This is a genomic window from Pseudofrankia coriaricola (assembly GCF_032027725.1).
Taxonomy (GTDB): domain Bacteria; phylum Actinomycetota; class Actinomycetes; order Frankiales; family Frankiaceae; genus Pseudofrankia.
Map to the genome: position 1 here is coordinate 41,136 of NZ_JASNFO010000038.1, position 14,638 is coordinate 55,773.

The following is a 14,638-nucleotide window of genomic DNA, read 5'->3' on the forward strand; positions in this document are numbered from 1 at the left end:
GGTCGCCCGCGCCCGGAGCGAACCGGGCCGGTTGTCCCCGACAAGACAGGATCCGGAGAAACAGTGACCTCGCTATCCACGTCCACTCTGCGCGTGCTGGATCTGACCGACGACCTCGCGTTCCAGGCTGCTCGGCTCCTCGTCGGGCTGGGGGCCGACGTCATCCGCGTCACCGACCGTCCGGCGGTGCCCCTCGGAACAGCGGACCACCTGCACTGGCACGCCGGAAAGCGCGTCTGCCGGTCCGCCGATCTGGAGACGGTCCTGGTCAGGCTGCTGCCCGACGCCGACATCGTCCTCGAGTCCGGTCCGGTCACCACGTTGCGGACACTGGGCCTACGAGACGCCGACCCGGATGCGTGGAGCCGGGTGTCACACGTCGTCGTCACGCCGTTTGGCCTCACCGGGCCGAGAAGCACCTGGCTGGCCGATGACCTCGTCGCGACCGCAGCCGGGGGCATGGCCTGGCTCGGCGGCGACCCAGGTCAGGCACCGCAGCCACCACCCCGACAGCAGGCCACCCAGCTGGCCGGGACCCACGCCGCCATCGCGGCGCTGCTCGGGCTCGTCGCCCGCCGGCGCACCGGCCGGGGGCAGCTGGCCGACCTCTCGGTACAGGAGGCCGTGGCCGCCACGCTGGAGACCGGCGCCATCTCGTGGATCCACGCCGGCACGGTCCCCGGCCGTACCTCCGGCGTGTACGGGCACGTCGCCCATCGGGTCTTCGCGGCGTCGGACGGCTATCTCGCCGGCGGCTACTCCGGAAGCAACCGGATGTGGGACGACCTGCTCGCCTGGATGGACGAACAGCGCGCGGCCGAGGACCTCACGGAGCCGCGGTGGCAGGATCCCGTGCTGCGCTGGGAGCGGCGTCCGCACGTCGACGACGTTGTCGGCCGATTCGTGGCGCGGCACACCGCTGAAGACTTCAGCCAGGAGGCGCGCCGCCGTTCGCTTCCCTGGGCTGAGATCGTCTCACCCGCTCGTCTCCTGGAGAACCCGCAGCTTCGCGACCGCGAGTTCCTCGTCGACATCGAGACGTCCGTGGGACGGGTGGCCGACGTCGGGTTCCCGTTTGCCTCCCGGGCGCTCCCGCGCCCGGTCCGACTCGATGAGCCCCAGCACGTCGGCGCCGACGTTCGATGGCTCGACGGTCCCGAGGCAAGTCCGCACGGCCCGCCGCGGATCAGGCGGCGGCTGGTCAGCAACCGGCCCGGCGACGACAAGGCCGGCGGCGCGCCCGGGCAGGCCCTGGACGGAGTGCGGGTACTGGACCTCACCTGGGTGCTCGCCGGGCCATACATGACAAAGATCCTCGGTGAGCACGGAGCGGACATCATCAAGGTCGAGTCGGCCCATCGCCAGGACCCGACCCGATTCGCTCCCTCCATGCGCCTGCGCCCCGGCGCCTCCCACGACGACAGCGGCTACTTCATCAACTTCAACCGCGACAAACGGAGTCTCGCCCTCAACCTCCGCAAGCCGCGCGCGCAGGAGATCCTGCGACGGCTCGCCGCAGAGGTCGACGTCGTGGTCGAGAACTTCAGTCCTGGCGTCCTCGCCCGCTGGGGCCTTGCCTATCCAGAACTAAGCAAGATCAACCCGGACGTCATCCTGGTGTCCATGGCGGGCGTCGGACAGACCGGGCCCTGGCGTCCGGCAGTCACGTTCGCCGACACCCTGGCGGCCATGTCGGGGCTGACCTACGAGACCGGCGGCGAGGGCCGGGCTCCCCAGGGACTCACCTTCGGCCTCGGGGACATGGTGGCCGCGAACGCCGCCGCGCTGGCGGCGCTGGAGCTGCTGTATGCCGGCCACGGCGGGCACGTTGACCTCTCCCAGCTCGAGGCCATGGCCGCACAGCTCGGACCGGCCCTCGTCGAGAGCAGGCTGGGAGGCACTCGGCGTCACGCCGTCCTGCCCGACGTCTTCCGAACTCGCGGCGACGACCGCTGGATCGCGATCGGTTCGGCGGCGCCGGAACTTCTCACCACCGCCCTGAAGATCGAACGCGAGGCCGACGAGCATACCGATTTCGCCCGCATGATCAGTACCGCGGTGGCGGAGCGCGACGCCGACGAACTCGCCGCGCAGCTACAACAGCTGGGAGTCCCGGCCTACCCGGTGCGAGACGGGCGCGACCTGGTGGAGGCCGACGAGCAGCTGGCGGCTCGGGGCTTCTACGTCGACCTCGAACACCCACTCGTCGGGAAGGTGGCACACGAGGGGGTCGTCGCCCATCTGAGCGAGACACCCGGCGCCATCCGGCGGCCAGCCCCCCTGCTCGGCCAGCACACCGACGAACTGCTGGTCGAGCTGCTCGGCCTCGGCCCGGACGAGCTGCGAACTTTGCACGACGAAGGGGCGCTGGAATGACACCGTCGAGCACCGAGACCGAGACCGGTACCAGTCCAGTCCGGCAGGAGGCGGGATTCCGGATCGAGCGCCGCGGGCCCGTGGCCACCCTGGTGATCGACCACGGGCCGGTGAACATCGTCGATCCGGGCCTCATCGCGCGACTGATCGAACACCTGCCCGCCATCACCCAGGACCCAGCAGTGCGCTGCATCATCGTTCGCGGCAAGGGAAAGATCTTCGTCGGCGGGGCCGACATCTCCGTCATGCGGCGCCTGGACCCCGACATCTACCAGGCGATGCGCCGCTGGGTTGACGTCCAGCGCATGCTGGAGCTGGCCGCCAAGCCGGTCATCGCCGCGCTCAATGGTCATGCCCTCGGCGGCGGCGCGGAGCTGGCCCTCGCCTGCGACCTGCGCATCCTGAAGGCGGGTGCGACATTCGGGTTTCCGGAGTCCAACCTGGGGATCTTCCCGGGCGCCGGCGGATCGCAGCGGCTGCCCCGGCTGATCGGCCCGCACCGGGCGAAGCGCCTGATCATCGACGGCACCCGGCTCGCCGCCGAGGAGGCGCTCGCCTGGGGCCTGGTCGACATGGTGGCGGGAGACGACTTCGACGCCGTGGTCGACCGCGAGGCCGACCGCCTCGCCTCGCGGCCCACGGCAACCATCGGTCTGATCAAGCAGGTCATCGACCAGGGGTGGGGACTGCCCATGGACGAGGCGATGGCGGTCGAGGAACAGCACGTCCTGCGGAACCTTGAGCTGGCGGACGCCGCCGAGGGCCTCCAGGCCTTCCTGGACAAACGGCCCGCCCGCTTCACCGGCCGCTGACCGCGAGCATCAGTTGATCAAACCGGTGGCCGCGACGTTGCGGGTTACCGCGGTCAGCGCGGCGGCGAACTTGTTGACGTCGGCCCGGAAAGCCGGGGCGGTGATGGAAAGGGCGGCGAGAAGCAGGCCGCTGCCGCCGAAAAGCGGCACGGCGACCGAGCAGTAGCCCGTCCTCGTCTCCTCGTGCTCGGTGGCATGGCCATTCGCGCGCACCCTGCGTAGCTGCTCGGCGAGAACTCCGGGAAGGACGATCGTCGAGGGTGTCATCCGCCGCAGGCCCGTGGCAACGACGTCGTCGAGCAGCGTCGGTGGGTTGTAGGCGAGGAGCACCTTGCCGGTCGCGGTGCAGTGCAGCGGCATCCGGCCGGCGATCCGTGACGGCCGCGTGGTCTGCCGCACACCGGTGATCTTCTCGAGGTACAGCACCTCCAGGCCGTCGAGAACGGCCAGGTGGATGGTCTCCCTGGTCGCGAAGTGCAGACTCTCCATGAACGGACGAACCGCGTCCCGCAGGACCCGGAAACGCGGGACCCGGCTGCCGAGCTCGAACGCCCGCATCCCCAGCCGGTACTCCTGTCCGGACCGCTCCAGCATCCCCCAGCTGAGCAGCTCCTGGGCAAGGCGATGGACCGACGCCTTGGAGATGCCGGTGCGGCGCGAGAGTTCTGACAGCGACAGGTCGACATCCTCGATCTGGAACGCCTCGAGGATCAGGCGCGCCTTGCCCAGCACGCTGTTGGCCCCATCGCCGAGGCCCTCGCCGTACCCGCTCGAGCGCATCTCTGTCACGTCAGTCGATCTCCTGCCGCGGCGGCACGTCCCCGTCAACCAGCCCTAGAACGGTGCGCACCAGGACCTCGGTCAGTCGGCGCATCTCGCGTAGGTCAACGAGGTTCATGCCCCGGGTGAAGTCGACCGGTCCGCCGTCCGGGGCGACCACGACCTTGGGCATCCCCACGCGAGCCGTCGGAACGCCCCGCATACGCAGGATGTTGGCGTCGGTGGCCCCGCTGTTCGCCAGGACCCGCTCGTGCCGCGCACCGGCGACCGCTTCCCAGGCCGCGACGGCGGCCCGGACCACGGGGGCGTCCGGCGGGGTCCGGCTCGCCGGGATGGCCGCCACCTGCTCGACCCGAAGGTCCGCGCCGAGCTCGCGCCCGATCCGGGCCAGTTCGCGAGCCACTTCCCGCACCACCCCCGGCGGTGTCTGCTGCGTCGTGATGCGCAGGTCCAGCCGTATCCGCACCATTGCCGGGGTCGAGGCCGCCAGTCGTTCGAAGCCGCCCTGGATGGACGAGACGACCCCCTGCGGCTTCATTGTGGCGTGCTCGTGCCGGCCTGCGTAGCCCTCCAACCAGGACTCGAGCCGGCTGGCGACCTCACCGGCGACGGCCACCGCGTTGCGGTACGGCAGCCGGTGGCGGCTGCCGACATAGGTGTGGATGCCGGGGACGAGGACGTCCAGCCACACCAGGCCGACCTCCTCGTGGGACACATGCCAGCCCGGCTTGGCGATCACGGCATGGTCCGTGGTGAATCCCCGCTCGAGCAGGAAGCCGGCACCCACGCCGTGGCCGGTGTTGGCCCGGCCGCTGGCGCCGGCCCCGTCGACGGCGAAGCTGGGCATCCCGCCGGCCCCGAACCCCGCGACCACGTCACCCGGCAGCGCGACACCGGCGGCCGCCAGGGCCTCGCATGCGACCATGACGCACGCCGCGTGCCCCTTCGGGTTCCCGGCGCCCAGACCTTCCACCAGGTGACCGTGCACGGTTGCCCGCGCCAGCATGTCCGTGCGCATGACGGGCCCGGCCCAGGGCAGGTCCCGCTCGGGGTCACCGGTCGTGAACGTGTCCAGCGGCGCGTACAGGAGAACGGAGGGCCCGTCCCCTCGACCCGGGAGGACGCCGACCGCGTTCGCCTGCCACGGGTCGAGGCGCTGTATCCGCGTCGTCAGCCCACGGCCCGCCAGTTGCGACGAGATCCACTCGGCCAGCGGAGCTTCGTGACCGGTCGGGCTCGCGATGCCGACGACACCGCGGACGGCTTCCTCGAGGAGGTCACGGGTGGCGAACTGCATGACCCGGGCGACGAGCTTGTCGTCCGGTCCGGTCCGCGCCGTCATGGGACGCTCTCTCCACGCTCAACGCCCCTGGCCAACAGCTCGGCCGAGGCCAGGAACCGGACCGACACGGGCCGGAGGTCGCCGATGGTTCCCGTGAAGGTGTCGCCCTCGGCGATCGGCACCATGGGGCCGAGGGCGCCAGTGAGGACGGTCTCGCCCGCCCGCAGCGGCACTCCCTGGGCCTGGGCCGTCGCTGCCAGCCAGGCGAGAGCGTGCAGCGGGTCGCCCAGGCATGCCGCACCGGTGCCGGCGGAGACGACCGTGCCGTTCCGCCGCAGCTCCATCTCCATGGTCCGCAGGTCACGGTCCCCCAGCTGCTGGTAGTCCGAGGAAATCACGTACACGCCGGACGACGCGTTGTCCGCGATCGTGTCGACGATCGTGATGTCCCAGCCTTCGATGCGGCTGTCCACGATCTCGAGCGCGGCATGGACGGTCCCGACCGCCGACCTGACGTCCTCGAGGGTCAGGTCGTCGCCGTCCAGGTCGGCGCGCAGGACCACGGCCAGTTCGGCCTCGATCAACGGCTGCAGCAGGCGGCTGGTCGCGACCGCCGCACCATCGTTGACGTGCATGGTGTCCAGCAGGACCCCGGAGTTGGGCTGGCTCACGCCAAGCTGGCGCTGCACGGCGGGTGAGGTCATCCCGATCTTGCGCCCCACCGGCCGGGCACCGCTGATGAGCTGGAGCTCGGTGACGTGACGCTGGACCGCGTACGCCGTGTCCAGGTCCATCTCGTCGATCAGGTCACGGACGGGAGGGCACGGTCGCCGCAGCGACCCGGCCAGGCGTAGCCGCTCCGAGGCCTGCTGGACCACGGCAGGGACCGTGCTGGGAGCTGCCATTTTCCACCTCGTTCATCGGACTGGCTCATCGGACTCGTTCGTCGACGTCACTCAAGGGCAGGTGGGACGATCACGGCGCGACCTCCGACCCGGCCGGCGGCGAGCAGATCGATCGCCCGGCCCGCTTCCTCCATCGGGAAGCTCTCCACGCCCAGGGTCAGGTCGCCGCTCACGAGCATCTCCGCGAGCGCGTGAGCGTGTTCGCGGGCCGCGACTTCGCGCCGAATCATGTTGACGGGCAGCAACGCGACATCGTCGAGCAGCCAGTTCGGAAGATGGATGTCGATGTCGGTACCGGCCACGTACCCGACGAGTACGGCCCGGCCACCGGGGCGGACCCACGTGCAGCGGCCCGGCAGGTCGGCGCCCCCCACCGTGTCGACGAGAAGTGTCGCGGTGCGGTCCTTCGCCAGGGCTGCCAGCCGATCGGCTTGATCAGCCGCGATCGCCTCGGCGCCCGGGGCCACAAGCCCGCGCTGCTCCTCCCGGGCGACCAGGCCGATCACCGAGCACCCGGCTCGCAACGCGAGCTGCACCACCATCGACCCGACCGCACCGGCCGCACCCGCGACGACCACCACCTCGTCGCTGGTCTTCTCGACCCCCTCGACACCCCAGGCGCCGATCCGGCCCACCTCGTGCAGGGCGACGTGGGCCGTCGTGGTCGGAACGAAGAAGCAGGCCCCGAGTTCGGGCGACAGGCCCTCCACCGCCGGAACGAGCGTCTTCGACCTGGTGACGACATACTCGGCCCAGGTGCCGCCGCGGATCAGGCCGAGGCCGCCACCGCGCAGGAGGACGCGGGTGCCGGGCTCGAGCGCATCGGACTCGACCACGACGCCGCAGCCTTCGACCCCGCCGACGTAGGGCAGCTCGGGCTTGATGGTGAAGTTTCCGCTGGCCACGGTGAGATCGAGGTGGGCGACGGCCGCCGCCTCGACCCTCACCAGGGTTTCGCCCTCGCCTCGTCGCGGTACCGGTACGTCGTCCACACGCAGGGGACCTCCCCACCCGTGGACGCGCACGGCGCGCATCGTCTGCCCGGTCATGACACCGCGGGATGCTTGGCGAGGAACTGGAGGCTGAGGTCGTTGTAGCGGTCGGCCTGTTCGTGCTGCGGCCAGTGCCCGCACTCGTCGAAGAGCACGAGTTCCGAGCCGGCGATCGCCTCATGCATCGCGTTCGCCTCCGGCACCTCGCCGAACGGGTTGTTGCGGCCCCACACGACCAGCGTCGGCACGGTGATCTGGGCCAGGTCCTCGGGTTGCAGAAGGTTGCGCAGCCGGGTCTGGAGGTCCTGCAGGCACAGCAGGTTGTCGAGGTTGGCGACGAAGTCGGGCTGGTGGTAGATCGCGTGTCGAACCGCGACAAGCTCCTCGGTCGCATCCGCGGGATCGTTCATCAGCAGGCGCAGCCGACTACGGGTGATGTCGACATCGTCCGATTCGACCGCTCTACGCGTGCTGGTGCGGATGCGTGCCATCACCTCCGGATTGGCCACCGTCCCGCCGGCGCAGAGCAGTTGCAGCGAGGCGACCCGGTCGGGATTGTCCATCGCCGTGCGGGCACCGACCCAGCCGCCCAGAGATTCACCGACAATGTGCGCCTTCTCCACCCCGACGGCGTCCAGATAGGCCAACAGGTGGTCGCGGTAACGCGGGATCTCATGGGGATAGTCGGGCTTTCCTGAATATCCGTGGCCGAGCATGTCGATGGCGTGGCAGGCGTAGCTGGCGGCGTGCGCACGGATGTTGCGCATGAACGCCTCCAGGTGACCGCTCGTGCCATGAAGGAAGATCACGGCCTCGCCGGAGCCGGCGCGCAGCGCGCGGGTCGGGATCCCGCCCGCACGCACCGTGGTCAGGCCGAAGTCGAAGCCGGCCAACTCTGTCCAGATGGTCCGGGCAACATCGTCAGTGGTCACGTTTTGCTCCATCATCCATGGGTGGACGCTCCAGGTGCCGCGCGATTCTGGTTGATGCGGTGCACCTGCGTGTTGCTGCGGGCCAGCAGCCTGGGCAGCGCGTAGGCAGCGGCGGCGCCGACGACGAGCAGGGCGAGGAGCTTCTTCATCGGTGTCCTGAACTGGCGGGAGGGATTCATGGGTGGTCGACGGAGCGGAGGAAGCCGTCCACCACGGCGTGGTATGCGGCGGGGCGCTCCTCCTGGAGATGGTGTGAGACGTGGTCCATGACGTGGAGACTCCCGCGCTTGACCATCCGCGCGAGCATCATCGGATAGTCGGGGGTGAGGAATGCGTCCTCGCGGCCCCACATGAACAGTGTCGGAGCCTCGATGAGAGCGAGTTCGTCGGTGAGGTCCTGCCAGTCGCCGCGCGGGGAGTCCGACCTGGCGGCGAGTTCGCGTTCGCCCTCGTCGAGGCTCTGTCGCCAGCGCATCTCGACGGTTTCCCCGGGGAGCCGGTCCGGGTCGTGCCACTCGAGCCTGCTGATGAGGTCACGCATCTTCTCCCGCGTCGGGCCCGTGCCGCCGTAGTAGACATCGCGCGCGTTCCGGCCGCGCCGGCCACCCTCAGGAAGCGGCGCCAGTGGCCCGTAGAACACCGGCATGCTGCCCGTGATCACGAGCGAGCGAACTCGTGCGGGGTGGCGGGCAGCCAGGCAGAGGGCGATGGTCCCGCCCCATGAGTTACAGATGAAGTCCGCGGTCCCGATTCCGAGAGCGTCCATCAGGGCGACGGTCTTCGCGGCATGGAAGTCCCACATGGGCCCGGAGATATGGCACTTCTCGGACTGTCCGTACTGCAGAATATCCACGATGACGCAGCGGCGGTCGACCGCGAAGTAGGGAGCGACCGGCCCGAAGTCGCTCCAGCCCGTGCAGCCCGGGCCTCCGCCGTGGAGGAAGATCGTGTCCGGCCCCGAGCCGAGCTCAAGATAGTGGTACTGGACTCCGCTGGCCGCGGCGAACCGGCTGGCGGGCATCGGGCCCGCGGCGGGCGAGGCGAGTCGGTCAGCGGCGTCGGTGGCAGTCTTCACAGGGATCCCCCTCCGCAGAGACGTTCGGACGGCTCGATGAGAGCGACGCCCATACCCGTCAGCCATTCGGGCATCGGCGAGTAGACCAGCGCCCGGCCGGGCTGGAAGCCCAGGGCGGACGCCATCACCAGCCAGGTCCGCAGCTCCTGGCCGCCGTTGCCGGCAACGGCCTCGATCTCGCCGCTGCTCATAGATGCGTAGCGGCGCAGCTGTCCTCGTTCCAGGTCGGCGAGGAACTGCTTGTCGAACTCGGCGCGGATAGCGGGTTGGGCCGCGACGATGATCTCGCGCCGCCGCTTGTCATAACGCTCCCACTGACCTCGGCCGTTGAGCCATGCCTCGACCAGGAACGCCTCGTCAGCGCCCGCTGGGGCACTCCAGTCACTCGGCCAGGGCAGCCGGTGCGACAGGCCGCCGGAGGCAATGACCACCACCCGCCTGTCGCCGCCGACGCGACCAGCCGCATTCGCGATGTTGCCACCCAGCTCGACGCACCGAGAAAGCTTCGGCAGCGGTGCCGCGAACACGTTCACCACCAGCGGCACTACCGGTATGTCGATGCCGTCCAGGAGGTACTGGATGGCATGCGACTGCCCGTGGTCGATCTGCAGCCGAGCGGAGACGGCGACCTCCGTGCCGGCTTCGACGAGCTCCGCCGCAAGGGATCTCGCGAACTCCGGGTCGGTCTTCTGCGGGCCTGCCGGCGTGCCGGCCTCACCCGACGCGATGACCTCACCGACGCCCATCGTGAAGGCCGGGATGAGGTCCAGCCAGAAACCGCGGAAGTGATTTGATCCGACGATGACAGCCACATCCGGTCGGACCCGCGCGATGTTGTCCCGGGCCGCCATGAGCGCCACCCGGAAAGCCTCGGCGCGATCAGTGTGCACGGCCTCGTCCCAATGCGTGTTCATCAGGGTGGAGTGGGAGGCGCCCACACCCAGCACGATCGACGACATCGAGGCCGTCAGCTCTCGCCCACGGTCCGCGCGCCGGATCGGTCCGCCGTCGCGACAACAGGGTCCAGGCCCTTCTCGCGCAGCGCCGCGAGGCGGTCCCTGGCGGTGTTGTCAGCGAGCTTGCGCCACTGCAGCAGCGAGTCGTCCGGACGGTAGAGCTTCTCCGGGGGCGCATCGGTCATCTCGACCATCCACTTGTCCTGCGCGGAGAACTGCCCGTGGAAGAGCCAGCGAACGGCGCCGAGATACTTGGCGTAGAACGGGAGCGTCCGGAGGCCCTTTTTGAAGTCAGCCAGGACGCCGACGTACAGGTGGTGGTCGCGATCCACCGACACATAGAACTCGTAGTGGATGAAGGTCGGGTAGACGATCCGCAGCATACCCGGCATACTCACGGACGCGAACCCGGGAAAGTCCTGCGCGGCGATCACCGGGTTCACCGCGCGGTGCGAGGTGGTGTTTCCGACGTTCTTCGTCTCCCTGGGTGGCTTGAGCTTGTACCAGGCCTGGCCCGACCAGCGACCCAGACCAGGAAACTCCGCTTCCCAGAACTGCTCCTGCTGGACGCGGTAGATCCAGCGGCCGCGCCGTACAATTTTGGTCGTGTTCCACACCGGCATTGGCTTGAACAGCCGCCACAGGGAAGTCCGGTGCAGGTACTTGGCATGGCCCTCGTCATAGCCGTTCTCGCACGCAAACCGCCAGTTACCCGGGCGAGGCTGGATACGAGCACCCACTACCGCCGCCTTCCCGACGAGCTCTTCCGGCAGTTGGTCGTCGATCGAGTGCGGTTCCTCGCCGTCACCGACGAAGACCCAGACCATGCCGAGGCGCTCCTCGACGTCGTATGTCGGCTGGGTGACCTTGCCGCAGATCGGCGACTGCGGGCCGTCGGTGATGGCGGCTTTGAGCTCGCCCGTCTCCAGATCGAACGTCCAACCGTGGTACACGCACGAGACGGTGCCCGGGAACTGCTTGTTGCCGAGACTCAGGGGCACCCCGCGGTGCGGGCAGCGATCCTTCATCCCGAAGACCTTGCCCTTGTCGCGGATCACGAACAGGTCCTCGCCGAGCAGGGTCACCTTGCGCGGCTTCTCGCCAACCTGGGAGGAGAAGCAGACGGGGTACCAGTAGCCGCGGAAGCCGGCCTCGGCAGCCTGGTAGTGCGGCCAGGTCGACCAGTCCTGACGTCCCGGGAGCTCGCCCGCCCGGTGTCCCGCGCCCCTCGTTCTGGGCGACCTGGCGGTGCGGGCCTCGGGCGCCTCGACCCTCGGGTGCACGGACTCGTTCATGTCTGCTCCACGTCTGGCTCACGGCAACGGACGCATGCGTCGAGTACACGACGTGCTGGATTCAGCGAGCAGACCACCGAGCGCGGAGCGAGGACAAGATCACTGGTTCGCCTGACGGAACCGAGGCCGACTCTCCGCCGCCCAGCCGAGTCACCCGTCTCAGGTTTCGTTCAGCGGTCCGGCTGAGGCGACCCGTTCCGAGCGGCGACCTACGTTCGGTCGCGAACGGCTCCATCCCATTCCGTCGTGCCGCCGCGGACGAGAGGTTCACCAGGCGGGTTCCGCTCGGCCAATGGGGAACCCCGGGTGACATCGCGCACGCGGCGCTCTTCCTGCTGGCGGCGGAGTCCGCCTGGACGACGGGCGCCGCCATCCACGTAGACGGCGGCTACACGGCCCATTGACCCAGCCCTCCGAACCGCGAACAGGAGCATGCGATGACCATCACGGCTTCCGCCGTCCCCCCCGCCGACTCACCTCGATCCTCGGGGCTACGGCGCGCGTATGCCGACACCCGGTTCGGTCAACTCCACTACGCCGAACAGGGCACAGGGGCCACGATGCTCCTGCTCCATCAGACACCGCGCTCACACGACGAGTTCCGGGAGGTACAGCCGCTCCTGGCGACCGGCCACAGAGTGATCGCGATGGACATGCTGGGGTTCGGAATGAGTGCTCCCCTGCCGCGGCCGCAGACTATTGAGCAGCTGGCGCAGGGAGCGTTTGCCCTGCTCGACGCCCTCGGCATCGCTTCTGCCGTCCTGATCGGGCACCATACGGGGGCGGTCGTAGCGGTCGAGATGGCGGCGAGCGCACCGGGGCGGGTCGATGCGCTGGTGCTGTCCTCCAGCCCGTGGACGAACGCGGACTACCGCGCGTCCCACGCCGACGGGCCGGGGGTCGACGCGGCCACGGTGGCGGAAGACGGCGCTCACCTCCTGGAACTCTGGTCGTTGCGACGGCCCTACTATCCCGCCGGCCGGCCGGACCTGCTCGACCGTTTCATCCGCGATGCCCTGGCCCCAGGGGTCGACCCCATGGAGGGGCACCGTGCCTGTGCCCGCTACCTCATGGAAGACCGGATCCCCCTCGTCACGGCGCCGGTCCTGCTGATCGGGGCCGAGGCGGACCCCTTCGCGCTCCCTGCTGTCGCCAAGCTGCAGGCGAATCTCGTCAACGCCCGCTCGGTCGACGTCACGGTCATTGAGGACGGCACCATCCCCCTGATGGAGCAGCAGCCCGAGCGGGTGGCTCAGCTTGTGACCGACTTCCTCGGCCGCTTGGGCTTCCTCGGCCGCTAGGGCTGTGACCACGGCGTCCACGCCATCGATCGGGCTACGTGGGCCGCGACCCACCCTCAGTCGTAGGCGCCCCGGCGAAGCGGGATGCTACCCGGCGAGCAGCTCGCGGACGGCCGCGGCGCCGGCGACCGCCTCCAGCGGGTCGTCGGCGACGGCGATCAGGCACACGTCGCGCGCGCCGGCGGCCGCATAGGGCGCGAGGAACTCCGCGACGTCCTCGGGCTGCCCGGCCGGGCACCAACGGGCGAACCGTTCGAAGGGCAGGGCGTACAGCCCCTCCATCTCGGCGGCCAGCGTCGCCGCGGCGCGTCGCGGGTCGTCGCCGAACCCGCACCAGACCTGTAGCCCGTGGCGCCAGGCGGGCGTCGCCCGCCCCGCGTCGGCGGCGATCGCCTCGACCTGCCGTACTGCCTCGGCGAACCGGGCGGCCGAGACCCAGACTCCGAGCCAGCCGTCGCCGTGCAGCGCGGCCCGGCGCAGCGCCGCGTCCGACCGTCCGCCGACGATGATCGGCACAGGTCGAACCGGCGCGGGGCGGACAGCCACTCCGGACAGCGTGAAGAACCGGCCGTCGTGGTTGACCGGCTCGCCGGTGAGGAGCCGACGCAGCACCGTCAGCGCCTCGTCGAGCCGGCGGCCCCGGGTGGCCGGGTCGACACCGAGCGCCTCCACCTCCCGTCGGTCCTCGCCGCCCACCCCCACGCCGAGGGTGAGGCCGCCAGGGGCAAGGGCGGCGACGTCGACGACCTGGCGGGCTACGGCGACGGGATGGCGCAGCGCCAGCTGGTAGACCGACACCGCCACCCGCGCCCGGCGGGCGAGCACGGCCAGGGCGGCGGCCTGGACGAGGCCGTCCCCGCCCTGCCCGCCGTGGAAGGTCACGTGGTCCCCCACGGCGAGCAGGTCCAGGCCGGCGGCCTCGGCACTGTCCACGGCCGCCCGCAGGCGGCCAGCGGCGAACAGGCCGCGCGGGACCCGCAGGCCCACGCGAAGGCCGCCCGGTGCCGCGCCGGCTGCGGCCGGCCTGGTCGACGTGGCCACCGGGTCAGGCCATCGTCAGGCCGCCGCTGACGGACAGAGTCTGGCCGGTCGTGTAGCCGGCGCCGTCCGACGCGAGGAAGACGACGGCTGGCGCGATGTCCTCGGGGGTGGCGATCCGGCGCATCGGGACCGCCTTCGCCAGGCCGTCATAGAGCTTCTGGCTGACGGCGGCGACCTGGTCGAGCAGCGCGGTGTCCGTCGGCCCGGGGCAGACGCTGTTCACCGTCACGCCGTGCCGGGCGACCTCGCGGGCCAGGGCCTTGCCGAAGGCGATCACTCCGCCCTTGGAGCCGCTGTAGACGACCTCGCCCGACGAGCCGACCCGGCCTGCGTCCGAGGCGATCATCACGACGCGACCCCAGCCGCGTTCCACCATCGCGTCGAGCACGGCCCGGGTCACCCGGATCGTGCCGAGCAGGTTCACCGAGACGATGCGGGCCCACTCTTCCTCGGTGGACTCGAGGAACGGCTTGATCACATCGACGCCGGCGTTGTTGACGAGGACCTCGACGGGGCCGAGAGCCCCCGTCACCCGTGCGACGGCGGCGCTGACGCCCGCCGCGTCGGTGATGTCGACGCCCACGCCGACCGCCCGGACGCCGTGGCGCTCGGCGAGCCCGGCCGCCACCTTCCCGGCCGCGTCGGCGTCGAGGTCGAGCACCGCCACGTCGTGGCCCGCCGCCGCGAGACCGTCCGCGATAGCCGTGCCGATCCCGCGCGCCGCGCCGGTCACCGCCGCCGTTCGACCCATCGTCGTTCCCCTCTCGTCTCGCCACCGCCTGGCTGGCCCCCCCGCTCAGCGCGGGCGGGCCAGCCAGGCGGCCAGACTTCCAACGAATTCGAATTAGTATGTTAATTTACCTGTTAGCGAGCGAAGAGGACCGCGGTCGG

At 70.3% G+C, this 14,638-nt stretch carries 15 protein-coding genes; 4 read left to right on the forward strand and 11 right to left on the reverse strand.

The window, feature by feature from the left end; all coding sequences use genetic code 11:
* Positions 1-63: 63 nt before the first annotated feature.
* Both QOZ89_RS20535 and QOZ89_RS20540 read left to right on the forward strand, forming a co-directional pair.
* Positions 64-2,376, forward strand: a complete 2,313-nt coding sequence (locus QOZ89_RS20535; protein ID WP_312624609.1) for a CaiB/BaiF CoA-transferase family protein — start codon at positions 64-66, stop codon at positions 2,374-2,376.
* Positions 2,373-3,188, forward strand: a complete 816-nt coding sequence (locus tag QOZ89_RS20540) for an enoyl-CoA hydratase/isomerase family protein (RefSeq protein WP_083419813.1) — start codon at positions 2,373-2,375, stop codon at positions 3,186-3,188. Before QOZ89_RS20535 ends, QOZ89_RS20540 begins: the two co-directional genes overlap by 4 nt.
* 9 nt (positions 3,189-3,197) lie before the next feature.
* On the opposite strand, the gene QOZ89_RS20545 is transcribed toward QOZ89_RS20540, so the two are convergent.
* The 9 genes from QOZ89_RS20545 to QOZ89_RS20585 are packed head-to-tail and all read right to left on the reverse strand — an operon-like array spanning position 3,198 to position 11,405.
* A complete protein-coding gene (locus QOZ89_RS20545) occupies positions 3,198-3,968 on the reverse strand; it encodes an IclR family transcriptional regulator (protein ID WP_071053271.1) in 771 nt (256 codons plus the stop codon).
* Between the two features lie 10 nt (positions 3,969-3,978).
* Positions 3,979-5,310 (reverse strand): M20/M25/M40 family metallo-hydrolase, encoded by a 1,332-nt coding sequence (locus QOZ89_RS20550; RefSeq protein WP_071053226.1) that lies wholly within the window; start codon positions 5,308-5,310, stop codon positions 3,979-3,981.
* Complete coding sequence (locus QOZ89_RS20555) at positions 5,307-6,155, reverse strand: 2-keto-4-pentenoate hydratase (RefSeq protein ID WP_312624613.1); 849 nt, start codon at positions 6,153-6,155, stop codon at positions 5,307-5,309. The genes QOZ89_RS20550 and QOZ89_RS20555 overlap by 4 nt, the downstream gene beginning before the upstream one ends.
* Before the next feature lie 47 nt (positions 6,156-6,202).
* Positions 6,203-7,204, reverse strand: a complete 1,002-nt coding sequence (locus tag QOZ89_RS20560) for a quinone oxidoreductase family protein (RefSeq protein ID WP_198543567.1) — start codon at positions 7,202-7,204, stop codon at positions 6,203-6,205.
* On the reverse strand, positions 7,201-8,079 hold the full coding sequence (locus tag QOZ89_RS20565) for an alpha/beta fold hydrolase (RefSeq protein WP_198543568.1): 879 nt from the start codon (positions 8,077-8,079) through the stop codon (positions 7,201-7,203). The genes QOZ89_RS20560 and QOZ89_RS20565 overlap by 4 nt, the downstream gene beginning before the upstream one ends.
* A gap of 11 nt (positions 8,080-8,090) precedes the next feature.
* Positions 8,091-8,228: a hypothetical protein gene (locus QOZ89_RS20570; RefSeq protein ID WP_157910615.1), complete on the reverse strand. Its 138-nt coding sequence runs from the start codon at positions 8,226-8,228 to the stop codon at positions 8,091-8,093.
* A gap of 26 nt (positions 8,229-8,254) precedes the next feature.
* Positions 8,255-9,154, reverse strand: coding sequence for an alpha/beta fold hydrolase (locus QOZ89_RS20575; protein ID WP_198543569.1), 900 nt, complete (start codon positions 9,152-9,154; stop codon positions 8,255-8,257).
* Positions 9,151-10,113, reverse strand: a complete 963-nt coding sequence (locus tag QOZ89_RS20580; RefSeq protein ID WP_071053229.1) for a DODA-type extradiol aromatic ring-opening family dioxygenase — start codon at positions 10,111-10,113, stop codon at positions 9,151-9,153. Before QOZ89_RS20580 ends, QOZ89_RS20575 begins: the two co-directional genes overlap by 4 nt.
* Positions 10,114-10,121: 8 nt before the next feature.
* Complete coding sequence (locus QOZ89_RS20585; protein WP_071053230.1) at positions 10,122-11,405, reverse strand: aromatic ring-hydroxylating oxygenase subunit alpha; 1,284 nt, start codon at positions 11,403-11,405, stop codon at positions 10,122-10,124.
* A gap of 233 nt (positions 11,406-11,638) precedes the next feature.
* Here QOZ89_RS20585 and QOZ89_RS47435 point away from each other — a divergent pair, with 233 nt between their 5' ends.
* Positions 11,639-11,809 carry an SDR family oxidoreductase gene (locus tag QOZ89_RS47435; protein WP_397428815.1) on the forward strand — a complete coding sequence of 57 codons (171 nt, stop codon included), beginning with the start codon at positions 11,639-11,641 and terminating at the stop codon, positions 11,807-11,809.
* A 33-nt stretch (positions 11,810-11,842) separates the two neighbouring features.
* Positions 11,843-12,706: an alpha/beta fold hydrolase gene (locus QOZ89_RS20590; RefSeq protein ID WP_071053231.1), complete on the forward strand. Its 864-nt coding sequence runs from the start codon at positions 11,843-11,845 to the stop codon at positions 12,704-12,706.
* A gap of 87 nt (positions 12,707-12,793) precedes the next feature.
* Here QOZ89_RS20590 and QOZ89_RS20595 read toward each other — a convergent pair whose 3' ends face one another.
* Both QOZ89_RS20595 and QOZ89_RS20600 read right to left on the reverse strand, forming a co-directional pair.
* Positions 12,794-13,747, reverse strand: coding sequence for an LLM class flavin-dependent oxidoreductase (locus QOZ89_RS20595; protein ID WP_083419814.1), 954 nt, complete (start codon positions 13,745-13,747; stop codon positions 12,794-12,796).
* 4 nt (positions 13,748-13,751) lie between these two features.
* On the reverse strand, positions 13,752-14,498 hold the full coding sequence (locus QOZ89_RS20600; protein WP_071053232.1) for an SDR family NAD(P)-dependent oxidoreductase: 747 nt from the start codon (positions 14,496-14,498) through the stop codon (positions 13,752-13,754).
* Between the last annotated feature and the right edge of the window lie 140 nt (positions 14,499-14,638).